The organism is Bacillus canaveralius, from assembly GCF_002860125.1.
Classification (GTDB): Bacteria; Bacillota; Bacilli; order Bacillales; family Cytobacillaceae; genus Bacillus_BJ; species Bacillus_BJ canaveralius.
On sequence record NZ_PGVA01000024.1, the window covers coordinates 88,398 to 112,323 of the forward strand.

A 23,926-nucleotide genomic window follows, 5' to 3' on the forward strand; every position below is an offset into this window, starting at 1 on the left:
ATTTAAACAGATGATACCATGCCTTTTGCCGGTTAGTCAACTGTTTCCTGCGTCCGAAATCCTCCCATAAACAGTTGGATTATATGGTTTTCCTAAAAAGAAAAGTGATTCAAGAAAAAGAATGATCCGAAATGGCGCGATTATGCTCAATCCAGTTGCAGAAGCTTCCCTGAGCTTTAATTCCCCGGCAAGCAACGAACAGATCAATCGTTCTTCCCCTGCTATTTTAGCATCGGGGGAACCCACATGATCTTTCACGATAATGATGACCCCGTCACTAATATGCAGGCAGGTGTCGATCTTTTCGGAAGAGAACAAAATAGTCAATGACTTATCTTCAAGTAAACAGGCTGTATGACGTCTAGTTTTTATTTCTTCAATAAAAATAGTTAAGTGCTGTTCCATTCCGGGCACCTCTTTACAAATCGATATTGATTCATTCGACTTTCTTGTTCAATAGCCCTGCGTGAAAAGTTCGACACTTTGAATTAAATAAAGCAATACCGCTGCATATTTCGGCATTGCCAATTCATTTCCCGAGAAATATGTCTTTTTTCGATTCTAGACCGTTTTTACCGAAGCTGCTGTCGTTTCCGGGCGGTTTATGCTCCTGAAGACGATAAAGAAATAGGTCGAGCCAATAAGATAGAGTCCGGCCGTAATTGAAAAGACGAAGGCATATCCCCAGTATTCCCCATATTTAATAACAATGCCGGTTGACACAGGTCCCATGATGGCCCAGCCGAGGCTAAAAACCATCTGATTGACTGAATTCGCCAGCCCCTTCATCGAATCATCAACATGGGACATCATCAAGGACATTTGGATTGGATTTCCAGCATTCATTAACGCCTGCCTGAACAAAAACCCCAGCGCCGCCAGCCATAGCTGTTCCGTATAAGCGGTGAGCAGCAAAAATGGCAGTGACAACAATTGAAGAACCACGACTGCCCTTACCTCGCCAAGCCTTCTGACAACATACGGACCAATAACCATGGCAACTGCTGTCGCAGCCTGGCCTAATGAAATAATCAGGCCGATTACTGAATTTGAAGCAGAAAAACGGTCAGCAAAGTATAAGTTCAAATACGGGATGACTAAACCTGCCCCGACACCGATAATCAGTTGCGCAACTGCGAACAGAATAATTACTTTTAAGCTGTCCCACTTTAGCTGCACTTTTTTTAAAACGGCTGTTTTGACAGCGTTTTTCTGGACAAGCAATTCCGGTTTTTCCTGAAACCGCAAAATCGGTATAACACCCAACAAGTAAATGACACCACCCATTAATAGGGTCACCCTGATGCTCGTGAGCGGATCAATTAATAAGGAAAGTAGATCAGTAAAAACACCGCCAAGCAAGTTTCCCACTACGTTGGCTGCAGTCATAACGGCAAAATGCATGCTGAAAAGGTGGACACGCTGCTCTGGCTTCGAGTTTTCGGCCAGCCACGGAATGCCGGAAACTTGTATAAAGGAAGTCGTGAGTCCGGTGGCAAAGGCAAACAAAATGAGCAGTGTTTGCGGTTCAACAACACTTCTTGACAGGAGAACAATTCCGGAAGTTATTGCCCCGAACAGCATTACTTTTTTTCTGCCGAGCTTATCACTTAAAAGACCCGCAGGTATTAAGATCAACGCCGTAGCTAAAGCCGTCATCGATATAACCTGTCCATTAACCTGTTCAGAATAGCCGAGCTCACGAATATAAAAGTTATAGATAACCATGAAAACACCCAGGCCAATTTGGGTGAAAATATTTGCTGTAATCGCTAATTTAATATTGCGATTATAATTGCGAAATTGATTTGCCCATTCCATATATAACGCCATCCAGCTTCGCCCCTTAAATATTTCGAATCCCTAAATATCATAATCCTTTTCGCATCAATCTGTAAATATTTGCGAGTAAAATGATTCAAAATAGTTTAAAGAAATATGGCATGTTATCTTGCCGCAAGCCATGCAAAACAAAAACCAGGAGCTTAACCCCTGGTCAATGTTTTAGAGAAGCAGTTATTTTTTCAACTAAGTACGGGACAGAATGAAAAGCATACAGTTTTTCTTGCAATTTGCCATCTTTGAATATGACAAGACATGGTACACTTTCAACCGTAAGAAGTTCAGAAAACTCAGGAACGAAGTTCAAATTTGCCTGTCCAATCGGCACTTCTTTAAACAGCATGGCCGCGACTTCCAGCATTTTTCCGGCAAGCTGGCATGTGCCGCATAAAGGTGTGTAAAAGTAGATGACTGCCGGCCCGCCCGCCTCGAGTTGTTTTTCGATATCTTCGCGCGTCCATTCCTTCATGGTACAATTTTATCCTCTTTCCAAGTATTCAGAATGAACATCAATATTGGCCCCGAGAAGAACAGTAGCCAAGTGGTGTTCGGGAGCCGTCGCTACTTCCCGGTACATTCTGTCAATATAGAGATGTGCTGCCTGGGGCATTTCTCGTTTAAATTGTTTGCGAAGCCTTTCTCCTGCAGCATCCGAATCAAATAATATATAAACATCCTTTTCAAACAGCAGCTCAATTAATTCATCGAGCTTAGCTAAGCTGATTGTGCCATTTGTACAAATAATCTCAACAGGTTCCTTTAAAATGTTTTTCACTTTTGTTTTGTCCGATTTCCCTTCAACAATAAGAACCTTCTCAAAAATATCAATGTTCATTATGATCACCTATGTTTGGAGTTATATCTGTAATTACGATAATTTATGCAGACGAGACTGTGGTGGTGTACTACCTGTGATTCATATTGCTAAATTTATTTTTACCTATTTTCACAACGTATGCAAAAACGACGCATTCCAGATGATAAAAAAACGCCTTGATCACTCAAGGCGCATTTTTCAATCTTCTTTGGTCATTTCTTCGTATTGTTCGGCACTCATTAAGTTGTCAATTTCACCGGAATCTGATGGTTTCACGACAATCATCCATGCCTTTTCATATGGTGACTCATTGACAAATTCAGGATTGTCATTTAAATCTTCGTTTACTGCCACAACTGTCCCGCTGACTGGTGCATACAGCTCAGAAACGGTCTTTACGGACTCAACGCTTCCAAATGGCTCATCAGCTTTCACTTCATCTCCCACTTCCGGAAGCTCAACAAAAACAATGTCGCCCAGTTCCGATTGTGCAAAATCAGTGATTCCAACACGGACGTTCTCGCCTTCCACTTTAACCCATTCATGTTCTTCTGAATAACGCAATTCGTTTGGTGTATTCATTCATATCCCTCCATATGTTCCTGTAATCTTAGGTAATCTATTATAGATTTTCTTACCAGGTAAGTAAAAGCATTTCCTTGCCTGGTAACAAATACTAACCTAACTTAAAGCCATGCTTTTTCGTAATCTTCTTCTTTAAACCCGATCGTTACCTTTTGTCCATCTGTCGCTATTGGACGTTTAATAAGCATGCCATCGGCTGCCAATAAATCAAGAAGCTCGTCCTCTGACGCTGTTTTCACTTTGTCCTTTAAGCCAAGCTCGCGATATTTTTGCCCGCTCGTGTTAAAAAGCCTCTTAATATCGAGTCCGCTGTTTCGATACAGCTTTTCGATCTCAGTGCGGGAAGGAGAATTTTCTACAATATGTACTTCTTCATAAGCTATCCCGTGTTCCTCGAGCCATTTCTTTGCTTTTCTGCACGTACCGCACTTAGGATACCAATAAAACGTTAATGCCATGCTTCCACCACCCAATGTAATCTTATCCATTTCTTTCTATTGACATGCTTCCTGTTATTCATTTGAATAGTACCATAATTTCAGGTGAATTCCTAACGGATACGTCCATACATAATGATTCGACACTCTTCTCCGCCTTCCTGCTTTTCTGATTCCGCTGCAATATAAAACAGTAATATTTTTCAACGAACAAAAAAATGGCCGGAAGGTTTTTACTTTTCCGGCCAATTTTGGTTCGTTTTATACGACAAACCGTTCTGCTGTGATTAATTTTTCAGATGCTTCACGTTTTTTGCCAATTACATTTATCGGTGTATGGCGTGTAAATTTGCGAAGCGCTGATACAAGCATGCGCAGCGTATCGCCTTTCTCTACAGCGACCAACGTTTCTTTTGCATGGCTTTCAATTTCGTTGAAAGCTTCCTGGCAGAAAATTTGTGTATACAGCAGCTTTTGCTTGCTCTTCTCAAGACCATCTCTTTCAATTGCTTTTTCTGTACGAAGAACAACCGATTCCATTGCATAGGCATTGGAAATTATATCGGCAATATTTGCGAGGATCTCCTGCTCTTTATCAAGCGCTTTTCCAAATTTTTGTGCAGCGAGGCCAACGGCCAACAAGCCAATTTTCTTTGCATTTTTCACCAAATATTTTTCCTGCGCCAATGGCTCATCGCCCGGTTCTTCCGGCATTAGCATCATCAACTCTTCCTGTAAAGCTTGCGCTTTTTGAAGCAACGGAAGTTCTCCTTTTAATGCTTTACGGAGGAAAGTGCCCGGCACGAGCAGACGGTTGATTTCATTCGTTCCTTCAAAAATACGGTTGATACGGGAGTCACGGTAGATTCTTTCGATTTCATACTCGGCCATGAAACCGTATCCGCCATGAATCTGCACACCTTCATCAGCAATATAATCCAATACTTCACTTGCAAAAAATTTATTTAATGAACATTCGATCGCATATTCAGCAATCGCTTTTGCATTTTCTTTTCCATCGTTAGCTTCCGCGTCGGTCAGCCGGCTCATCCTGTCTTCAAACAGACCGACTGTACGGTAAACAGAGCTTTCTGCAGCGTAAAGTTTTGAGGCCATTGTTGCGATTTTTTCTTTCGTAAGATTGAACTGGGAAATTGGCGTTTTAAATTGCTGGCGCTGGTTTGCATACTGAACTGTGACTTCAAATGCACGTTTGGAAGCACCAACTGCACCAACTCCCAATTTGTAACGGCCAATGTTTAAAATATTAAATGCAATGACATGACCCTTGCCAAACTCGCCAAGCAGATTTTCTTTCGGAACAAGCGCATCCTCCAGAATCAATGTACGAGTTGAAGAGCTTTTGATGCCCATTTTCTTTTCTTCTGCGCCGGTCGACACACCTGGATATTCACGTTCAACAATGAATGCTGAAAAATGCTCGCCATCGATCTTTGCATACACCACAAATACATCGGCAAAACCCGCGTTTGTGATCCATTGCTTTTCGCCGTTCAGGATATAATGCGTTCCTTCCGCATTTAACTTCGCGGTTGTTTTCGCCCCAAGTGCATCCGATCCTGACCCCGGCTCTGTCAAGGCATAGGCAGCAAGCTTTTCACCTGTTGCCAACAGCGGTAAATACTGCTGTTTCTGCTTTTCATTTCCGAACAAAACAATCGGCAGTGACCCAATTCCAACATGTGCGCCATGAGAAATCGAAAAGCCGCCGGCACGGGCCATTTTTTCAGAAATTAACGCAGAGCTGATCTTATCTAACGCCAGTCCGCCATATTCTTCCGGAACATCAGCACCCAGTAATCCCAGCTCGCCAGCTTGCTTCAAAAGCTTTACCGAACGGTCAAATTCATGGTTTTCCAGGTGCTCCACTTGCGGAATAACTTCGCCTACAACATAATCTTCAGTCGTTTTCGCAATCATTTTCTGCTCGTCGGAATAGTCCTCGGGCGTAAAAATATGATCTGGAGACACATCTTCGATTAAAAAGCTGCCGCCTTTTACTAAGCTATCTGTTTGGTTTGCCATTTTTATATTCCTCCTGTCTATTTTTAAGAGAGAGTCTTACGTTTAAGCCTCTCCCATCACTTTTTTCATAAAAGTTCAAACACTCCGGCTGCACCCATTCCGCCGCCGATGCACATTGTGACCACACCAAATTGCTCGTTTCGTCGCTTCAACTCATGAATAAGCGATAAAGTCAGTTTTGCACCTGTACAGCCGAGCGGATGGCCAAGCGCAATCGCGCCGCCGTTGACGTTTACTTTTTCCTCATCCAATCCAAGCTCACGGATAATTTGCAAAGACTGCGATGCGAACGCTTCATTTAATTCAAACAAGCTAATGTCTGAAAGCTCCAGGCCTGCTAGTTTCAATGCTTTTGGAATTGCCACGACTGGGCCAATCCCCATGATTTCAGGCGGAACTCCGCCGACAGCGAAGGAACGGAACTTGGCAAGAGGTTTTAAGCCAAGCGAATCCGCTTTTTCCCTGTCCATCACCATAACAGCTGCTGCACCATCACTCGTTTGCGACGCGTTACCTGCCGTTACCGAGCCGGTAACTGAGAAAGCCGGGCGAAGCTTTGCGAGCGTTTCCATATTTGTGCCCGAGCGAACACCCTCATCTTGCTTAAATTGAATCGTTTTCTCAGTCAGCTTATGATCGCGGCCGACTGAGCGAATCGTTACATCGACAGGAACAATTTCGTCTGCAAATTTACCTTCTTCTATTGCCTTGGCAGCTTTTTGGTGACTGCGAACCGCGAAGGCATCCTGATCTTCTCGGGAAATGCCGTATTTCTTTGCAACTTCTTCCGCTGTATGCCCCATCCCCATATAATACTCAGGAGCTGTTTCTGCCAGCTTTGCATTTGGACGGACCACATGCCCCATCATCGGGACGAGACTCATCGACTCTGCCCCGCCGGCAATCACCGTGTCGGAACCACCAACCATGATTCTTTCTGCTGCATAGGCGATCGCCTGCAGTCCTGAAGAACAATACCGATTAATCGTGATCGCCGGTACGGTATGGGAAAGGCCAGCCAATGCGCCGATATTACGTGCCATATTCAGGCCCTGTTCCGCTTCCGGCATGGCACATCCAATAATTAAATCATCAATATTGCCCTCATAGTTTTCTGCCCGCTTTAATGTTTCTTTGACAACAAGCGCGCCAAGATCATCAGGCCGGACATTCGCAAGCGTGCCTTTTTTCGCTTTTCCTATAGGAGTACGTGCACCTGCAACGATTACCGCTTCTCTCATCTTGTTCCCTCTCTTTCCTCTGCAATGTCGAGAAAATCTAAAACTATCAATCTTGTTCTGGTTAGTTGCGCAACGGCTTGCCTTTAACAAGCATATGCTGCATTCTTTGCTGCGATTTTGGCTCAGCAATTAAACTTAAGAATGCTTCCCGTTCGAGGTCCAGCAAATATTGTTCATCGACTTCTGTCCCGTATGGTACCTTCCCGCCAGCAAGAATATAAGCCAGCTTTTTCGCAATTTTTAAATCATGCTCGGAAATGTATCCGGAATACATCATCGTTTGCGCGCCAAGAAGAAGCGTCGCATATCCAGGTTCACCAACGACCGGAATTTTCTTGCGAACTGGTGGTTTATACCCCTGTTCATAAAGAGCAAGCGCCGCCTGCTTTGCATCATGGAGAAGGTGATCCCCGTTCACGCTGATGCCATCCGCAGCATTCAAGAAATTATTGTCGCGCGCCTCTTCCCCGGAGGTGGACACTTTCGCCATCGCAATCGTTTCGAACACTTTATTGGCGACTTTTTGCAGATCAAATTCAACACCGTTCGGCAGGCTGTTAAGATATTTAATATACAATTCCTTGTTTCCACCGCCGCCTGGAATCAAGCCGACACCAACCTCGACAAGTCCCATATACGTTTCCATTGAAGCCTGGATGTGTGCGGCAGGAAGACATACTTCTGTTCCGCCGCCGAGCGTCATTCCAAATGGGGCAGCGACGACCGGCCTTGAACTGTATTTGATTTTCATCATCGCCTGCTGGAATTGGCGGACCGTCATATCGAGTTCATAAATATTATCATCCTGTGCCTCCATTAACATCATCGCCAGGTTAGCGCCGACGCAGAAGTTTTTTCCCTGGTTGCCAATCACCAGACCTTTATAATTTTTTTCAACTTCGTCAACCGCAAAGTTGATCATTTGAATGATGTCGAGCCCGATTGCGTTATTTGGTGAGTGGAACTCAAGCAGTGCAACACCATCTCCGAGATCAATTAAGCTTGCTCCGCTGTTCTTTCTGATAAGGCCTTTTTGTTTTTTCAGCTGTTTAAGGTTAATCACCTTCGGGTTTTCTTCAATGAGGCTATATTCACCATTATGGAAAAAGCTCAGCTTTCCGTCTTCTTCTTTGTAAAATGAAGTATATCCCGCTCCGACCAGCTCTTTTACCCAGTCAGGAACCTCCAGGCCGGAAGCTTCCATTTTTTCAACAGATGTCTCTAAACCAATCGCATCCCATATTTCAAATGGGCCAAGCTCCCAACCGAAGCCCCACTTCATCCCCCTGTCGATTGCGACAATATCATCGGCTATCTTCCCCAGCAATTCAGCAGAGTAGACGAGTACCGGACTAATAATCTTCCATAGTAATTGTCCGGCGCGGTCATCAGCAAATATGAGCGCTTTCATTTTATTGCCAAGCCCTTTTTCCTGCTTGCTCATTTCGGTTGAGGCTGTTTTAAGCTTCTTCCATTCTCCATACTCCAATGTGTTTGGATCGAGCTCGAGTATCTCTTTCCCCTTTTTCAAAAAGAAGCCCTGACCTGATTTGCTGCCCAGCCAGCCTTTGTTCAACATTTCTTTCATAAAGTCAGGAACTTCAAAAGCTTCTTTTTCCTTTCCTTCTACCTGCTCATATACGTTGTTGGCAACATGGACAAACGTATCAAGTCCCACTACATCAAGGGTACGGAAGGTCGCGCTTTTTGGGCGGCCAATGAGCGGCCCTGTAAGGGAGTCAACCTCGCCGACACTGTACCCGCCTTTCAACATCTCTTGAACCGTAACGAGTAACCCATACGTTCCAATCCGGTTCGCGATAAAGTTCGGAGTGTCTTTCGCTTCAACAACCCCTTTTCCTAGAACGTCTTCACCGAATTGCTTCATGAATGAAAGAACGTCATTATTCGTATGTTTAGTCGGAATCACTTCCAAAAGCTTTAAATAACGCGGTGGATTAAAAAAATGTGTGCCCAGGAAATGCTTTTGAAAATCCTCTGAGCGCCCTTCCGCCATCGCTTCAACGGAAATCCCCGAAGTATTGGAACTAACAATGCTTCCCGGCTTACGGAATTGATCTACTTTCTCAAATACTTGTTTTTTTACATTTAGATTTTCGACAACGACTTCAATAATCCAGTCAACTTCACTCAATCTTGGCATATCATCGTCGAAGTTACCTGCTTCAATTAAAGCTAGGTTCTTTGTTGACGTAAGCGGGGCTGGCTTTTGCTTGAGCAATTTTTGCACGGAACCTGCGCTGATTCGGTTGCGGACCTGTTTATCTTCGAGCGTTAAATCTTTCGCTTTTTCCGCCTCGGATAATTCTCGAGGCACAATATCCAACAACAATGTTGGGATTCCAATGTTGGCAAGATGCGCAGCAATTCCTGAACCCATCACACCTGACCCAAGAACTGCAGCTTTTTTAATACGTTGGACCAATTTTGTTTCCCCCTTTGACACTTTTGAATGAATACTCATTCATTTTTCTGTCAAAAAAAATTTGCTTTCGAATGAGTCGTGCTACTTATAACTATAAAATATTTACAAAATTTCCGCAATAATAAACAGCGGAAAAATAAAAATTTTTCAAAAAATATCATTAAGGCTAAAATTGCCGACTAGTTAAAATGAAGTTTGCCCACAAAATCAGCCATTATTATAGAAAAAGCTAATCTAGAAAACTGCTTTTCTGAGCAGAATTTAGATTAGCTTGTCTTTATTTCTTAAAGACTCCCTTTAAAACAAACGCTACATTGGCCGGCCGTTCAGCTAGGCGGCGCATAAAGTAGCCGTACCAGTCGGTGCCGAACGGGACATAAACCCTCATTTTATAGCCTTCCTGGACGAGCTCAAGTTGCCGATCAGGGCGGATTCCAAACAGCATCTGAAATTCAAACTGGTTGTTTGGGAGATTATGTTCTTTCACAAGCTGTTTCGTATATTCAATGATAGCTTCATCATGGGTGGCGACAGCCGTATAGTTGCCGTTTAAAAGATGGATGCCAATAATTTTTTTAAAGTTTTCGTCTACATCCTGTTTGTCGGGAAAAGCAACCTCTGCCGGTTCCTTGTAGGCTCCTTTTACGAGGCGAAGATTCGGTGAATACTCATTTAAGTCGTGTATATCACCTTCAGTGCGATATAAATATGCCTGAATGACGGTGCCGACATGATCATACTCAGCTTTTAAACGTTTAAAGATATCGATCGTCCTTTGACATCGTGAGAAGTCTTCCATATCGATCGTAACAAACACATCGTTTTCTTTTGCAGCATCAAGAATCCGCCGCATATTTTGCATGACAATTTCATCTGAAATATCAAGCCCCATCGAGGTCATTTTCAAGGAAAGCTGTGCATCGAGCTTTTCCCGGCCAATCGCTTTAATTGCTTCAATTGAGTGATCTGCCATCTCGTTTGCTTCCCGTTCATTGTCGACAAATTCACCTAAATAATCAATCGTCACAACGAGCCCTTTTTGGTTAAGGTCTTTGATCACTTCTACAGCCTGCTCGATTGATTCTCCGGCGACAAAGCGGGAAGCCCCGAAGCGCAATCCGTATTTTTTCGCCATTTTTGTTAAAGTTTTATTTTTAGATAAAAAGAGAAAAAAGTTTCTTAATGCTTGCTCCAATCTCATTATCCCCTCTCGAAAACGGTTACACAACAGTAAAAAGCACCTGAGTGGCAAATCAATTTTATCATTTTTTCATATTTTTGAATATTAGTTTAGTAAGAAAATCATCGGAATGTGTCGGTCAACTTTGCAAAAACGCCATACATATAATTGATCGATAATTATCACCCTCAAAGAAGAAAGCCATTCCCCAATTATTTGGGCAATGGCGTTTTTATTTTTCAGCGCGGCCCCCATGCTGGCGATGCGCTTCATTTAAACTTTTAATTTCACTTATGATCGTTTTTACTTCTTCCTTTGCCTCAGGGTACATCTCATTCCAATGCTTGGCGAGCGGAGGCATCGATTTGGCAATATAGCTGTACAGAGCCCATACTTTCACTTTTTCTTTCAGATCCTCATTGCTTTCACCAATCAAAAGCTCCGTGTATTTGTCCAGTAAAGCTTCAAACTGATTTAAGAATTTCTCATCCATGCTGGTCCTCCTTTGTCAGCCTCCCGCATTTTAGCGGGCAGGTTTTGTTCATTTCTGTCACCGTTGGCTTAAACTCCACTTAAGACGCCTGGCCTCTCGATAATGCATCTTCCCTTGCCATAGGGAATACATAATGGCGTGCCGAAAAGCGGGTCCATCGTCACTTCACATTCCATTCCAAATACATTTTTCACAAGGCTGCAATTAATGACAATTTCCGGCTTCCCTTGCGCAAATACTGTTTGATCCTTAATCGCGACAATATTATGTGCATAACGGCACGCTAAATTCAGATCATGAAGAACCATCACAATCGTTCGTTGTTCTTGTTCATTTAATTCAAAAAGCAAATCCAATATTTCGATTTGATGAGTCATGTCAAGGTAAGTAGTCGGCTCATCGAGGAGGATGATATCCGTGTCCTGGGCAAGGGTCATTGCTATCCATGCCCGCTGCCGCTGTCCGCCCGATAAGGAATCGACGGAACGATCTTTCAAATCTGCGAGCTCGGTTGCTTCCAAAGCTCCGATTACTTTTTTCTCATCAAGTTCGGTCCACTGCTTCAGCCATGTTTGATGCGGATAGCGCCCTTGCTTGACAAGCTGCAGAACGGTCAGCCCTTCCGGTGCAATTGGAGATTGGGGAAGAATCGCCATTTTTTTTGCGACATCCTTAGTCGGCTGTTTGGCAATCGCTTCGCCTTCCAGTAAAATCGTTCCTGCCTGCGGCTTGATCAGCCTGGCAATCGAACGGAGCAAAGTCGATTTTCCACAGCCGTTCCCGCCAATAAAAACGGTAATTTCGCCTTTCGGAATTTTCAGGTCCAGCTCATCAATGATGATCGTGTCTCCATAAGAAAGCGTCAGATGTCTCGTTTCAATTGCTTGCCCCATGTTTGCCAGCTCCTTTTTCCGTATAATTTGCTCCGTGTATGTCTGAAAAAAAGTTGATTACTCAGCCTGCCGAATTTCGGGTTTTGTACAACAAATAAATAAAGTATGGCGCGCCGATTGCGGCTGTAAACACCCCGGCCGGAACCTCGAGCGGAGCAAACAATGTTCTTCCCACCAGATCAGCAAGCATGACGAGAATACCGCCAATCAATGCAGAAGCAGGGATTAACGCACCGAACGAAGCACCGACAAGCCGTCTTGCCATATGTGGCGCCATTAAACCGACAAAGCCGATTGCTCCAGCGAATGCGACCGAGCCGCCAACCAGCCCAGTGCTCAGCATTAATAATATAAAGCGCTGCCTTTGCACACTGCCTCCAAGCCCCGCCGCTACTTCATCACCAAGTTCTTGAATATTAACATGCCTTGCATATATGAAAGCTATGACAATCAGAATGGAACACCACGGCACTAAAACCCCTACGTTTTCCCATGTTGAACCGTATACCGTCCCGGTAATCCAGATATTTGCCTGGCTTGTCTGATAAATTGGCCCCAAAACCATCATTAATGTTGTCAGAGCCTTCGTTAAACTCATGACCCCAATTCCCACAAGAACGAGTCTTATCGGAGAGACTCCATTTTTCCAGGCCAAAAAATAAACCAGCAATGCGACGATTGCTGCTCCTGTAAAAGCAGCAGCAGGCAACCATTTAATGCTTACAGTCAATACATGGTTGTTATCGCTAAATATAGCTAAAAAACCGACAACTGCAACCGCTGCTCCACCGGAAATCCCCAGGATATCTGGAGATGCAAGCGGATTTCGGATCATCCCCTGCAAAATGGCTCCCGCTACTGCCAGGCCCACGCCTGCCAGCAACGCTGTCATAATTCTCGGCAACCGGAATGACTGGATGACAAGTCGGTCCATATCTGAACCTCCGCCGAAAAACACTTGTAGTACCTTAAACGGGTTGATTTTCATTTCTCCCAATCCAGTGCTGATAATAAATATTAATGCAGCTACAAGCAACAAACCAAGGACAGTAAATAATGCCTTTTTATCGATTAAGAAAGAAACTGTTCCTTTATAGATGCGAACAATTTTGTATTCGCTCATCGCCCATTGAACCCCTTTCTCGCAATATAAATGAAAAATGGGGTTCCGATAATAGCAGTGATGGCCCCGACTGGAACTTCCTGCGGCATCAAAATATATCTCGATGCAATATCAGCAGCAACCAGTAATACTCCGCCCAGCATGCCGGAAAGCGGGATCAACCAGCGATGGTCATTTCCTATGAGTGAACGGGTCAGATGTGGAACAACGATTCCAATGAATCCAATCGGGCCTGCCACGGCAACTGCACCTCCTGAAAGCAGGATGACAATTACACCAATACTTATTTTAATGAAAGCGGTATTTAACCCGAGACCTTTTGCCACATCTTCACCCATCGCCAGTACATTCATTCTGGATGCAATAACGAGAGAAGCAATCCAACCTGTGACTAAATAGGGAAGAACTGCCGTTAAGTTGTCAAGTTTACGACCGGATATTGAACCCGCCAGCCAAAATAACACTTGCTCTAAAGCAGCTTCATTTAAAACGAGGAGTCCCTGGGTAAAAGATGCAAACATCGCTGTCATTGCTGCGCCGGCAAGTGTCATCTTCATGGGTGTTAAGCCTTCCCTGCCTATGGATCCAACAGCATAAACAGTGATCGCAGCTATAGCCGCTCCTGCAAAAGAAACCCACGTGAATAATTGGAGATTCCCAATGCTGAAGATCGTTACAGCTATTACAACAAAGGCGCCAGCTCCCGCATTTACCCCAAAGATATCGGGTGAGGCGAGCGGATTTTTCGTTAGTGTCTGCATCAAGACACCTGAAATTGCCAAGCTTGCCCCAACAGCAGCCCCAATAAATGCACGGGGAACTCTTACCGATTGAATGATGATATGTTCATTTGAACCATTGAAATTCGTAAACGCAGCAATGGCCGTCCGCCAGGATGTCTCCGTATACCCGTATACAATACTTGCGCACATTAACAAAAGCAAAATAATCATCGCTACAGCCAAGCCAGTCCATTTTTGCCGGTTATTTTTGAACAACATAGCTTAATACCTTTCCAACTGAGTAAATTCCACAATGTATTAAACGAAAAACGAATTAAATTTATCCGGAATAACCATGAGGGTTCCGTATGAACGAATAAAACTGTCATAATTTTAATTTATTATTCGTTTTTCATAAGAAATGCATTATGAAATTTATTCAACTACTAAATATATTTTCAGTCTATTGTAACAGTGAAATAGTGTCAATGACTTTGATAATCATTTTCATTTAGTTATTGACACGGTAAAAAAATCATTTTATGATTGACTTACAAATGAAAATGATTATCATTCACAACGCTTTTAGGAGGCTACATAAAATGAAAGGCTTTAAACATTTATCTGCAATTATTTCTTTAGTTGCTCTCTTCCTTCTTGCCGCTTGCGGGAACACAGCTGAGGAACCTGCTGCAACAAACGAAGCTGGCAACAATGCAGAAGCTGCAAGCTATACGGTTGAACACGCAATGGGCACCACTACTATAGAAAAAACACCTAAGAGAGTGATCATTCTTACAAACGAAGGTACAGAAGCATTGTTGGCACTAGGCGTGAAACCCGTTGGTGCTGTGCAATCATGGCTTGGAGATCCGTGGTACGATCATATTAAAAAGGATATGGATGGCGTAGAAGTTGTCGGTGTCGAGCACGAGGTGAATTTGGAGAAAATCGCCGCACTAAAACCTGATTTAATCATTGGTAACAAGCTGCGTCAAGAAGCTGTGTACAGCCAACTGAATGCGATTGCACCTACCATCTTTTCAGAGACGCTAAGAGGAGATTGGAAAGAGAACTTTAAATTATATGCAAAAGCTTTAAATCAAGAAGAAAAAGGTAAGAAAGTATTAAATGATTTTGATAACCATGTAAAAGAGTTAAAAGAAAAACTGGGTGATAAAGTAAATCGAGAAGTTTCCGTCGTCAGATTCATGGCCGGAAAGTCCCGTATTTATTACACAGATTCGTTTTCCGGGGTTATTTTCGAGCAATTAGGATTTAAACGCGCTGCACAGCAGGCAGATCTTTTCACTCCAGATAATAAGCTCGGAAACCTTGCGATCGAAGTTGGCAAGGAGGTAATCCCACAAATGGACGCAGACATCCTTTTCTACTTCACATATGCTCCAAAAGGTGATCAAGCAGCTCTCGATACAGCAAAAGAATGGACAAATGATCCCTTATGGAAAAACTTAAACGCTGTGAAAAGCGGGAACGCCTATGAGGTTAGCGATGCAATTTGGAACACAGCCGGTGGTGTCATAGCGGCTAATCTAATGCTCGATGATCTCGAAAACTATTTCCTAAAATAACATCCCCCCTGTCAACAGTTAAAAATAATAACATCACTGTGCATATTACTTAAAAATATCTTCTAGAAAGAATCTGCAAAAATTGCGGATTCTTTTTTATCTCTCATAAAACTGGCAGATAAGGAAATAATAGCTTTATGGCAAAACTGGCGGTGGGAACAATATGAAACAGTGGTTTAAAAAAAAGCGAACTCAAAAAGATGCCAAGAACAACGACTGGGAAAAAAAACTTAGTAAATCAAAGGATTTTAAGAAAACCTTTTATGTTAACCGAAAAACGAATGTGCGTTTCACTTTTACATTCATAGCAACGCTTGTTGATGAAAAAATTTTGCAGGAAAATGCGCTTCCTTATTTGCTGGAGCAGCCATTTGCTGTTATCGATGATGTCAAAAAAATTATCCCGGTAGCAGAGGTGGAAGTATCGGAAGACCCTTCGGTTATCGAGCAAAAGCTTTTCGCTGGCAACGCGATGTTAACCGTCGAAACAGATCCGAAAAAATTCGCCTTTATCTCGGCACAGAAAAACGTCGCGAGGAAAGTTACACAGCCTGAGGTTGAGTTCAGTGTTATCGGTCCGAAAGAAGCTTTCGTTGAGACGCTTGACCAGAATTTGAACATGATCAGGAAGCGGATTCCTATTAAGGAATTGGTGGTCGAAGAAATCATTGTCGGTGATTTATCTAAATCAAAGGTTTGTATTCTTCATATTGACGGGATTGCCGATCCAGAGAATGTAAATACGATCAGGCATCGAATCAAAAATATTAACTTTGATGAAATTTTAGACAGTTCTTACATCGCCCAAATCATCTCTGATAATCAAAACTCTCCGTTTCCACAGTTATTGGACTCCGAAAGGCCTGACAGGGTTGCGGCGGTGCTCGCAGAGGGGAAAGTGGCGGTGATTGTGAACGGTTCACCGCATGCGATTATTGGCCCTACTACATTAGTTGAATTTTTCAGTTCCTTTGAGGATTATCTGTTAAATTGGTATTTGGCCTCATTTTTCCGGCTTATTCGCTTGTTTTCGGTTGCTTTTTCGGTTTTGGTTACGCCTATTTATGTCGCTGCCCTTTCATATCATTATGAACTGATTCCGAAAGATCTCCTAACCACATTGATTACGTCACGAAGGGCAGTTCCGCTTCCACCAATACTGGAGGCATTATTTTTGGAGCTAACGATTGAATTACTGAGGGAAGCCGGGGCCCGTCTGCCGACAAAAGTTGGCCAGACTATTGGTATCGTCGGCGGAATTGTCATCGGAACCGCTTCCGTTGAGGCCGGCTTGACGAGTAATGTCCTGTTGATCCTTGTAGCACTTGCCGCGCTGGCTTCGTTTACCACACCGATCTATCGAATGGGCAATACCATTCGTTTACTGAGGTTTCCATTTTTATTTTTCGCCGAGCTTTGGGGCCTGCTTGGAATCATCTTTTGCTTCTGCATTTTAATTACTCATTTGTTAAGGCTCACTTCATTGGAAAGACCATTCTTAGCACCGCTTTATCCACCAAGAATGATCGATTTCAGGGATGCTTTAATCCGCCTTCCTTTTGAGAAACAAGCGCTGCGCCCGCTATTTTTACGGCCGGAAGACCCGGTTCGTTTCAACCCGAAGAAGGCCAGAGAAAAGAAAGACATAGATGAATAGTTCCGAGGTGAAATATGCTCCAGAATGAGTCGATTCCAGAACCATTGAAAATTTCCCCTTTTCTCGTCTTTTACATTGTAATAGCAATGCAAATTGGCATCGGGATCCTTGGCTATCAGCGGATCATTGCCAAGGGTGCAGGATATGAAGCTTGGATTTCCGTCCTTTTTTCCGGTTTATCCCTTCATATCATTATGTGGTTAATTTATAAAATCTGCAGCACCGTTGAGGGCGATCTCGTAACTGCGAATATTTTCGTTTTTGGGAAAAAACTAGGGAAAGCGATCAGCACGATCTTCATTGCTTATTTCACGATCATTGCCGTCACTACCCTTCGCACCTTTATCGAGGTCATTCAAGTATGGATGTTTCCAGAAATGAGTATTTTTTGGTATTCACTCGCCTATTTACTGCTCGTCATTTACATTATATACGGTGGATTTAGGACTGTTGTCGGGATCGCCTTTTTTGGAACAGTCCTTCCAGCTTATTTGCTCCTTACGTTTGCATTCGCCTTAAAATACGCGAAATTTGCAAACATGCTTCCGTTGTTTGACCACTCATTAGTCGAATTTTTAATCAGCGCTTATAAAATGTCGCTAACCTATATCGGTTTCGAGGCAATATTATTAATGTATCCATTTATCAAGAGTCCCGAAAAATCCAAGAAATGGGCTCATTTAGCGATATTAACAACGACTCTTATTTATACAGTGTTAACCATTATTTCCTTTGCGTATTTTTCGGAGCAACAACTGCAAAAAACGATTTGGGCTACCCTCACGATCTGGAAAATCGTCGAAATGCCCATTGTCGAACGTTTTGAATACATTGGCATTGCCAATTGGAATCTTGTGATTCTCCCTAATATATGCATCGCAGTTTGGTGTGCAAGCCGATTAATTAAGCGAATTTTTTCTTTTCAGCAAAAAAAGAACGTTTTTTTGATTGCGATCATTTGTATCATTGTCACCATTTTAATCGAGACCCGTAGCCAGGTCGATTTCCTCAACACTTTGACATCGAGAATCGGTTTTGCTTTTATTTATATTTATATCCCGATCCTTTACCTTTCAATTGTGATTGCGAAGAAGGTGAAAAAAGGATGAGGACGTTTCTTACGGCGATGCTTGCCACCTTATTACTGACCGGCTGTTTACAGAAGGAGATTGTCGACGATGTGAGTATCGAAGCAGGAGTATCGTACGATTCACATGATGGCCGTCTGAAAGGCACATTTGCCGTCCCCCAGTATGAACCTGATAAAAAGGTTAAAAACCTTTCGTATACAGCTGTTTCGACTTTGCGCCAGGATATCATTGCCGAAGTTCAAAGAATGGCGGCCGATCCGCTCGTAACCGGAAGCCTCGAGGTTGCCATGTTTGGCGAAGATCTTTCCAGGAGAGGTCTTGCTCACTTAATCGATGCTTTTCAACGAGATCCGAGTATCGCAGAACGACTTTATTTAGCGGTAACTGAAGGAGAGGCCGGCAAAATTATCGGTGGTGACTATGGAACGAGGGGAACCGCTGTTTATTTCGCGGATATGCTGGAGCATAATATCGAAAATAGGAATGTACCAAATGTAAACCTTCATGTTTTTTCTGCGATGTATTTCCAAAAAGGCCAAGATCCATTCCTGCCGATTATTAAAGATATCGGCGGTGGGAAAGCAATAATCAATGGCTTGGCGCTGTTCTCTGGAGACAAAGTCGTTGATAAAATCCCGGCTGATAACATGTTTTATTTTAAATTGATGGTAGATAGGCATACAAGGGGAGGATTGAAGGTCCACATATCCGAGGAAGAGGAAGCGTATGTCCGCAGTATCAAGTCTAAATTCAAACTGAAAATCGTTAAGCGAGAACCATATGAGCTAGGCCTCGACATTAAAGTAGAAGGAATTATCAAAGAATATTCCGGTGGTAGACTAAGCCCCGCAAAAGTAAAGAAGATAGAAGATACAATGGTTAAAAATATAAAAGAACAATGTGCGGGCATGACCCACCGGTTTCAGGATAAAAACATTGACCCGATCGGCTTTGGAACATACGTGAGAAGCAGAACCCGGCATTTCGACTACAACAGGTGGCCGGATGAGTACAAGCACTTAACCGTTAACGTTAATCCTGATGTGACGCTCACTGAAGCAGGTGTGCTTGAATAACGGCCTGTTTAAAAGAGCGAAGAGAACTTCCCTTCGCTCTTTTCCTTTCCACATGAAACCCAGTCTTTTCGAGTTCGCTGCCTATGCATCCTTTGAGAACATATACTTTTTGTAATGATAGCGTATCGAGAAAATCAGGCTGATCGCGAGCATGTTTCCCATCAACGAACTTCCGCCGTAGCTGATAAACGGAAGCGGAATCCCCGTGATAGGCAGCAAGCCAATCGTCATCCCGATATTTTGAAAGACATGAAAGGTGATCATGCTAATGACCCCTACACAAACAAATGTATAGAAATCATTCTTCGTTTCCATGCCTACTTTTGTGATTTGGTAAATAAGCAAAAAGAACAAACTAACAAGCACACTGGCTCCGACAAAGCCAAATTCTTCACCAACAATACTGAAAATAAAATCGGTATGGCTTTCAGGCAAATAGACCTCGCGGTTCCCGTAGCCCTTTCCGCCTGTTTGCCCTGACCCGATCGCGAGCAGTGACCGGGTCAGCTGAAACCCTGTCGTGCTTTGATAGTTGTAAGGATCAATCCACGAATAAATTCTTCCGAACTGGTATTCTTGCACACCAAGATATTTTTCAAGAATTTCCGGTTTCCAGAGGACAAAGTACATGATAACCGAAATAATCGACAGCCCTGCACCGAAAATAGACAATAACAGTTTCCAGCTGACGCCAGAAATAAAGATCATTCCGACCATAATCGCAATAAAAACAAGCGATGTCCCGAGGTCGGGCTGCTGCATGACAAGAAGGAGCGGCAGCAGCGTAATCAAGCCGATTTTAACCAATAACCATAAATCGGTTTGAGTTGTTTTCACGAGGTGTTTCTGATGGTGTTCAACAATCACCCTTGCGATCGCAAGAATGATAAATACTTTGACAAACTCGGACGGCTGGAGCGACCCCATTCCAGGTACCCTGAACCAGCTTTTTGCACCGTTAATTGTAGGTGCAATACTATCTGGAGCAACAATCAACAAGCCAAGCAACAGAATTCCGAATCCGTACGCATACCAGGCCAATTTTTTTAACTGATCAGAGTCAAGATTAATAACCGCAGCGATAATTCCGCAGCCGACTGCATAAAAGACGATCTGCCTGATTAAAAAGTTTTCCCCGTATTGGCCCGTTGTCTGTGCACTATAGATGGCTGCGCAGCTGGCCAGAAATAATAAAAATAATATTAAAACTAGACCGAAATCCAGTCTGGAATTTGATTTTTGATTCGAAGTCATATCCATTCTCCCAAAAAAGGATTGTGTACAATAGTTCATTATATTTTTATTACGGGAAAAGCACAACTTCTTACTGGCGTTTGGATATTATTACATTCAATTTTTATGATTAGCCGTCATCACGCTAATGATCATGGTCACTTTCTTCATCATGATGTTCATGGCTCATTTCCGCCGGGTTGCCAATTTGCAGTTGCTGCTTTGGCATCGTATGCATGCTGCGTGCCGTCACGTGCACCTGAACAGTATAATGGCCTTCTTCTGCGAAAGTTTTTATCGCCGTATATTTCCCTTTTCCTTGATATTTCGCAGGAATCAGCTCGCTTGCATCTTTATTGCTGTCACGCCAAATTTCAAATTTTACCTCGTTAGCATCTTCAACTGCTTCGCCGTCTTGTGTTACGGCGACACTTAACTCAACTTCCCCTGCCGATTCTACTTTTTCAGGAATCTGTAACTCTGCCTCAATTAGACCCGGCATTTGATCACCATTCCCGTTTTTACCGGACTCCTGATTAGCATTACCGCAGCCTGCCAAAAGAAGCATTGCAAATAGCATAACTGTGATTCTTTTTTTCATAATAATTCCCCCATTAGTTAATAGTACCTTTGCTTAATATACTAGCTAAATGTGTCCCAACAAAAATATTCTACATATTGTCACAAAAATTTCACAAAAACCCACGCTATCAGTAGGATCAACTGGCCAGCTTTACTGATTAACGGGGAAAAACGTAGATTATTGGAATCAACACCTAACAATCCTTCACAAAACTTAACGTTTCCAAACGAATTGTAACAAAAATCACAGATAGAAAGATACTTCTGCTTTATTTTTAAATAAACAAGCATTTTCTTGAAAGGAAGGGCGCCTATTGGATCAAGAATTGTTTACTGCCAATGATGTTGCTGAAATTTTAAAAATATCAAAGCACACTGTTTATGAATTGATCAAACGAGGCGAATTAAGAGCTTTTAAAGTCGGAAATAAAATGCGAATTGAAGCTGACGAGGTTGAGCGTTATAAAACGATGGTGCAGACGTTCCCTGCCATAACGGAAAGTCCGGATCAAAGAATGAACGGGGCTCTTCAATTGTCTGGAAGTCATGATTTCCTTGTTGAGTACCTTGTAAAACATGTATCAAAACGGAACTCAAAGCTAAGCTTACAGCCGGCCTATATCGGCAGCCTCGAAGGTTTGATGAGTCTTTATCGCGGTTTTGCTGATATTGCAGCCATTCATCTGCTTGACCCTTCCAGCGGTATGTATAACCTTCCGATTATCAAACAATTATTTGTTTATGAACGAATCACCGTGATCAGGCTGGCATCCCGGGAGCAGGGATTGATGATCGCCAGGAATAACCCGAACAATATTTCCGGGCTCGCTGACGTGGCAAGAAAGGATATTTCGATTGTGAACCGGCAAAAAGGGTCAGGCACCAGGTTCTCACTCGATTACTTGTTATCCTTAACAGGGATTGACCCTGCTTCCGTAAATGGGTATGACAACGAGGAATGGACCCACCTCTCTGCTGCTTCATATATAAGCAAAGGTCTTGCCGATACGGCATTCGGCATTCGTGCAGCCGCAGATCAACTGAATCTCGATTTTATCCCGATCACAACCGAACCATTTGATCTTGTCTTTCGCTGGAAATCGGAAAATACACCGTTTCTCGAACAATTAATCGAGATCATCCAAACGCAAGATTTCAAAGATACTGTGATACATCTATCTGGCTATGATTTTAGTGAGCTTGGAAAGATGATCTATCAATTTTAAAAAGTAGGGGCGAATAATCTTGAATTTAAAAAACCTTTATGTCTCTTCCTTGATTGCTACGATTCTTATCCTATTATCTGCCTGTTCTTCCGCGTCCGGGTCGACAGCGAAAGGAGCACCGACAAATCTCATTCTTGCGACAACAACCAGTACTCAGGACAGCGGGCTGCTCGATGTGCTGATCCCTGCTTTTGAAAAAGAAAACAACATAAACGTCAAGACTATCGCTGTCGGTACAGGGCAGGCTCTTGAAATGGGTAAAAAAGGTGAAGCGGATGTCCTGCTCGTTCATGCACCAGAAGCGGAGCAGGAGCTAATCGACAGTAACGATGCGATTAACCGGAAAAGAGTCATGTATAACGACTTTATCATGGCCGGGCCAAAAGAGGATCCAGCTAAGATAAGTGGACTTGAGATGGCGAAAGCTTTAAAAAAAATAAATGAGCGTAAATCACTGTTTGTTTCCCGGGGGGATGACTCCGGAACCCATAAAAAAGAGCTTGAGCTATGGAAGAACGTTGATTTGCAACCTTTCGGAGCGGACTTTTATTTTGAAACAGGCCAGGGCATGGTCAATACGCTCAGGGTTGCTGCAGAAAAACGCGGTTATGTGCTCACAGACCGGGCCACCTATCTTGCCCAGCAAAACCAGCTCACAGACCTTATGATAATGGTTGAGGGTGATGGAGAGCTCTTAAATGTTTACCACGTAATGCAGGTGAATCCCGAAACGCATCCGAAAGTAAACGAAGAAGCCGCAAAATTATTTGTTGAATTTATGACCAGTGAAAAGACACAGGAAATGATTCAGCAGTGTGGCGTCGAAGAATTTGGAGAGCAGCTGTTCTTTTTGTTTTCAGAATAGCGAAACTAACGAAGGGTATGAAGTGATATGGAGCTTTTACTGGATGGACTAAAACGGGCGTTCGAAATGCTTTTGAGCGGGGATACCGAAATTATCGAGATTGCCTGGCTGACATTAAAAAGCTCCTTAACAGCAGTCCTGATTAGTACAGTGATCGGGATTCCTGTGGGAGTTTGTCTCGGTTTACTCTCATTTCCAGGAAAAAAGTTCCTGCTTGTGTTCGTCAATATCGGAATGGGCCTTCCCCCTGTTGTAGCAGGCTTTTGGATTACAATTTTATTATGGCGGTCTGGACCTTTCGGCGATTACGCTCTTCTGTTTACACCTGCGGCGATAGTGATCGCTCAGGTTGTTGTGTCTCTGCCACTGATTGTAGGATTAACGAGCTCCGCCTTTCAACAAATCGATGACAAAATGCTGCTGCAAATAAAAGGCCTGGGCGCGACAAAGCTGCAAATGCTGTTCATCCTTCTAAAGGAAACGAAAATTGGCATTCTCGCCGCTGTCATGGCTGGCTTTGGCCGGGTCATTGCGGAAGTCGGCGCCGCGATGATGGTCGGCGGAAACATCCGCGGTGAAACAAGAATACTGACGACAAGCATTGTCATGGAAGTTTCCAAAGGGAATTTTGATATTGCGCTTGCTCTGTCTTTTATTTTGATGTTTCTCGCTTTCATGGTTACATGCTGCCTAACCTTCTTACAGCAAAGGACTGGATCTTTATGACTGAGTTAATTCGGATTGAACAGATGAAACGGGTTGCGAACGGAAACAATATT

At 43.1% G+C, this 23,926-nt stretch carries 23 protein-coding genes; 7 read left to right on the top strand and 16 right to left on the bottom strand.

What is annotated here, in order from left to right:
* Positions 1 to 36: 36 nt before the first annotated feature.
* The 14 genes from CU635_RS10365 to CU635_RS10430 form a co-directional block, all read right to left on the bottom strand.
* Positions 37 to 405, bottom strand: a complete 369-nt coding sequence (locus CU635_RS10365) for a hypothetical protein (RefSeq protein WP_101577292.1) — start codon at positions 403 to 405, stop codon at positions 37 to 39.
* A 156-nt stretch (positions 406 to 561) separates the two neighbouring features.
* A complete protein-coding gene (locus tag CU635_RS10370; protein WP_101577293.1) occupies positions 562 to 1,833 on the bottom strand; it encodes an MFS transporter in 1,272 nt (423 codons plus the stop codon).
* A gap of 163 nt (positions 1,834 to 1,996) precedes the next feature.
* Positions 1,997 to 2,311: a thioredoxin family protein gene (locus CU635_RS10375; protein ID WP_101577294.1), complete on the bottom strand. Its 315-nt coding sequence runs from the start codon at positions 2,309 to 2,311 to the stop codon at positions 1,997 to 1,999.
* A gap of 9 nt (positions 2,312 to 2,320) precedes the next feature.
* Positions 2,321 to 2,677, bottom strand: coding sequence for a toprim domain-containing protein (locus tag CU635_RS10380; RefSeq protein WP_101577295.1), 357 nt, complete (start codon positions 2,675 to 2,677; stop codon positions 2,321 to 2,323).
* 180 nt (positions 2,678 to 2,857) lie between these two features.
* A complete protein-coding gene (gcvH, locus tag CU635_RS10385; RefSeq protein WP_101577296.1) occupies positions 2,858 to 3,241 on the bottom strand; it encodes a glycine cleavage system protein GcvH in 384 nt (127 codons plus the stop codon).
* Positions 3,242 to 3,345: 104 nt separating this feature from the next.
* Positions 3,346 to 3,702 carry an arsenate reductase family protein gene (locus CU635_RS10390; RefSeq protein ID WP_101577297.1) on the bottom strand — a complete coding sequence of 119 codons (357 nt, stop codon included), beginning with the start codon at positions 3,700 to 3,702 and terminating at the stop codon, positions 3,346 to 3,348.
* A 240-nt stretch (positions 3,703 to 3,942) separates the two neighbouring features.
* Complete coding sequence (locus CU635_RS10395) at positions 3,943 to 5,727, bottom strand: acyl-CoA dehydrogenase family protein (RefSeq protein WP_101577298.1); 1,785 nt, start codon at positions 5,725 to 5,727, stop codon at positions 3,943 to 3,945.
* Positions 5,728 to 5,792: 65 nt separating this feature from the next.
* Positions 5,793 to 6,968, bottom strand: coding sequence for an acetyl-CoA C-acetyltransferase (locus tag CU635_RS10400; RefSeq protein ID WP_101577299.1), 1,176 nt, complete (start codon positions 6,966 to 6,968; stop codon positions 5,793 to 5,795).
* Positions 6,969 to 7,029: 61 nt separating this feature from the next.
* The gene (locus tag CU635_RS10405) at positions 7,030 to 9,414 is read right to left on the bottom strand and encodes a 3-hydroxyacyl-CoA dehydrogenase/enoyl-CoA hydratase family protein (protein ID WP_101577300.1); all 2,385 of its coding nucleotides are present in this window, start codon (positions 9,412 to 9,414) and stop codon (positions 7,030 to 7,032) included.
* Between the two features lie 277 nt (positions 9,415 to 9,691).
* A complete protein-coding gene (locus tag CU635_RS10410; protein WP_101577301.1) occupies positions 9,692 to 10,609 on the bottom strand; it encodes a proline dehydrogenase family protein in 918 nt (305 codons plus the stop codon).
* 217 nt (positions 10,610 to 10,826) lie between these two features.
* The gene (locus CU635_RS10415) at positions 10,827 to 11,087 is read right to left on the bottom strand and encodes a YusU family protein (protein ID WP_101577302.1); all 261 of its coding nucleotides are present in this window, start codon (positions 11,085 to 11,087) and stop codon (positions 10,827 to 10,829) included.
* Between the two features lie 68 nt (positions 11,088 to 11,155).
* A complete protein-coding gene (locus tag CU635_RS10420; RefSeq protein ID WP_101577303.1) occupies positions 11,156 to 11,980 on the bottom strand; it encodes an ABC transporter ATP-binding protein in 825 nt (274 codons plus the stop codon).
* Positions 11,981 to 12,041: 61 nt separating this feature from the next.
* Positions 12,042 to 13,103, bottom strand: coding sequence for a FecCD family ABC transporter permease (locus CU635_RS10425; RefSeq protein ID WP_101577304.1), 1,062 nt, complete (start codon positions 13,101 to 13,103; stop codon positions 12,042 to 12,044).
* Complete coding sequence (locus CU635_RS10430) at positions 13,100 to 14,104, bottom strand: FecCD family ABC transporter permease (RefSeq protein ID WP_101577305.1); 1,005 nt, start codon at positions 14,102 to 14,104, stop codon at positions 13,100 to 13,102. The genes CU635_RS10425 and CU635_RS10430 overlap by 4 nt, the downstream gene beginning before the upstream one ends.
* A 323-nt stretch (positions 14,105 to 14,427) precedes the next feature.
* On the opposite strand from CU635_RS10430, the gene CU635_RS10435 reads away from it, so the two are divergent.
* The 4 genes from CU635_RS10435 to CU635_RS10450 all read left to right on the top strand — a co-directional run bounded on the left by CU635_RS10435 (position 14,428) and on the right by CU635_RS10450 (position 19,241).
* On the top strand, positions 14,428 to 15,417 hold the full coding sequence (locus CU635_RS10435; RefSeq protein WP_101577306.1) for an ABC transporter substrate-binding protein: 990 nt from the start codon (positions 14,428 to 14,430) through the stop codon (positions 15,415 to 15,417).
* A 163-nt stretch (positions 15,418 to 15,580) separates the two neighbouring features.
* Positions 15,581 to 17,074, top strand: coding sequence for a spore germination protein (locus CU635_RS10440; protein WP_101577307.1), 1,494 nt, complete (start codon positions 15,581 to 15,583; stop codon positions 17,072 to 17,074).
* A 14-nt stretch (positions 17,075 to 17,088) separates the two neighbouring features.
* Positions 17,089 to 18,183, top strand: a complete 1,095-nt coding sequence (locus CU635_RS10445; RefSeq protein WP_101577308.1) for a GerAB/ArcD/ProY family transporter — start codon at positions 17,089 to 17,091, stop codon at positions 18,181 to 18,183.
* Positions 18,180 to 19,241, top strand: coding sequence for a Ger(x)C family spore germination protein (locus tag CU635_RS10450; RefSeq protein WP_101577309.1), 1,062 nt, complete (start codon positions 18,180 to 18,182; stop codon positions 19,239 to 19,241). Before CU635_RS10445 ends, CU635_RS10450 begins: the two co-directional genes overlap by 4 nt.
* An 81-nt stretch (positions 19,242 to 19,322) precedes the next feature.
* Here CU635_RS10450 and CU635_RS10455 read toward each other — a convergent pair whose 3' ends face one another.
* Positions 19,323 to 20,495, bottom strand: a complete 1,173-nt coding sequence (locus CU635_RS10455) for an FtsW/RodA/SpoVE family cell cycle protein (RefSeq protein WP_101577310.1) — start codon at positions 20,493 to 20,495, stop codon at positions 19,323 to 19,325.
* A 124-nt stretch (positions 20,496 to 20,619) separates the two neighbouring features.
* Positions 20,620 to 21,075 carry a FixH family protein gene (locus CU635_RS10460; protein WP_101577311.1) on the bottom strand — a complete coding sequence of 152 codons (456 nt, stop codon included), beginning with the start codon at positions 21,073 to 21,075 and terminating at the stop codon, positions 20,620 to 20,622.
* A 295-nt stretch (positions 21,076 to 21,370) separates the two neighbouring features.
* On the opposite strand from CU635_RS10460, the gene CU635_RS10465 reads away from it, so the two are divergent.
* Genes CU635_RS10465 through CU635_RS10475 form a run of 3 tightly spaced genes read left to right on the top strand, consistent with a single transcriptional unit; the run spans position 21,371 to position 23,873 of the window.
* Positions 21,371 to 22,282, top strand: coding sequence for a helix-turn-helix transcriptional regulator (locus tag CU635_RS10465; protein ID WP_101577312.1), 912 nt, complete (start codon positions 21,371 to 21,373; stop codon positions 22,280 to 22,282).
* A 19-nt stretch (positions 22,283 to 22,301) separates the two neighbouring features.
* Positions 22,302 to 23,147, top strand: a complete 846-nt coding sequence (locus CU635_RS10470) for an ABC transporter substrate-binding protein (RefSeq protein ID WP_101577313.1) — start codon at positions 22,302 to 22,304, stop codon at positions 23,145 to 23,147.
* Between the two features lie 27 nt (positions 23,148 to 23,174).
* On the top strand, positions 23,175 to 23,873 hold the full coding sequence (locus CU635_RS10475) for an ABC transporter permease (RefSeq protein ID WP_101577314.1): 699 nt from the start codon (positions 23,175 to 23,177) through the stop codon (positions 23,871 to 23,873).
* Positions 23,874 to 23,926: the final 53 nt, after the last annotated feature.

Bases quoted from the DNA above. Each gene is read 5' to 3' on its own strand.
- CU635_RS10435 (WP_101577306.1), top strand. From the start codon at position 14,428: ATGAAAGGCTTTAAACATTTATCTGCAATTATTTCTTTAGTTGCTCTC.
- gcvH (WP_101577296.1), bottom strand. From the start codon at position 3,241: ATGAATACACCAAACGAATTGCGTTATTCAGAAGAACATGAATGGGTT.
- CU635_RS10450 (WP_101577309.1), top strand. From the start codon at position 18,180: ATGAGGACGTTTCTTACGGCGATGCTTGCCACCTTATTACTGACCGGC.
- CU635_RS10430 (WP_101577305.1), bottom strand. From the start codon at position 14,104: ATGTTGTTCAAAAATAACCGGCAAAAATGGACTGGCTTGGCTGTAGCG.
- CU635_RS10425 (WP_101577304.1), bottom strand. From the start codon at position 13,103: ATGAGCGAATACAAAATTGTTCGCATCTATAAAGGAACAGTTTCTTTC.
- CU635_RS10380 (WP_101577295.1), bottom strand. From the start codon at position 2,677: ATGAACATTGATATTTTTGAGAAGGTTCTTATTGTTGAAGGGAAATCG.
- CU635_RS10370 (WP_101577293.1), bottom strand. From the start codon at position 1,833: ATGGCGTTATATATGGAATGGGCAAATCAATTTCGCAATTATAATCGC.
- CU635_RS10445 (WP_101577308.1), top strand. From the start codon at position 17,089: ATGCTCCAGAATGAGTCGATTCCAGAACCATTGAAAATTTCCCCTTTT.
- CU635_RS10365 (WP_101577292.1), bottom strand. From the start codon at position 405: ATGGAACAGCACTTAACTATTTTTATTGAAGAAATAAAAACTAGACGT.
- CU635_RS10455 (WP_101577310.1), bottom strand. From the start codon at position 20,495: ATGACTTCGAATCAAAAATCAAATTCCAGACTGGATTTCGGTCTAGTT.
- CU635_RS10395 (WP_101577298.1), bottom strand. From the start codon at position 5,727: ATGGCAAACCAAACAGATAGCTTAGTAAAAGGCGGCAGCTTTTTAATC.
- CU635_RS10415 (WP_101577302.1), bottom strand. From the start codon at position 11,087: ATGGATGAGAAATTCTTAAATCAGTTTGAAGCTTTACTGGACAAATAC.
- CU635_RS10460 (WP_101577311.1), bottom strand. From the start codon at position 21,075: ATGAAAAAAAGAATCACAGTTATGCTATTTGCAATGCTTCTTTTGGCA.
- CU635_RS10475 (WP_101577314.1), top strand. From the start codon at position 23,175: ATGGAGCTTTTACTGGATGGACTAAAACGGGCGTTCGAAATGCTTTTG.
- CU635_RS10390 (WP_101577297.1), bottom strand. From the start codon at position 3,702: ATGGCATTAACGTTTTATTGGTATCCTAAGTGCGGTACGTGCAGAAAA.
- CU635_RS10375 (WP_101577294.1), bottom strand. From the start codon at position 2,311: ATGAAGGAATGGACGCGCGAAGATATCGAAAAACAACTCGAGGCGGGC.
- CU635_RS10440 (WP_101577307.1), top strand. From the start codon at position 15,581: ATGAAACAGTGGTTTAAAAAAAAGCGAACTCAAAAAGATGCCAAGAAC.
- CU635_RS10400 (WP_101577299.1), bottom strand. From the start codon at position 6,968: ATGAGAGAAGCGGTAATCGTTGCAGGTGCACGTACTCCTATAGGAAAA.
- CU635_RS10420 (WP_101577303.1), bottom strand. From the start codon at position 11,980: ATGGGGCAAGCAATTGAAACGAGACATCTGACGCTTTCTTATGGAGAC.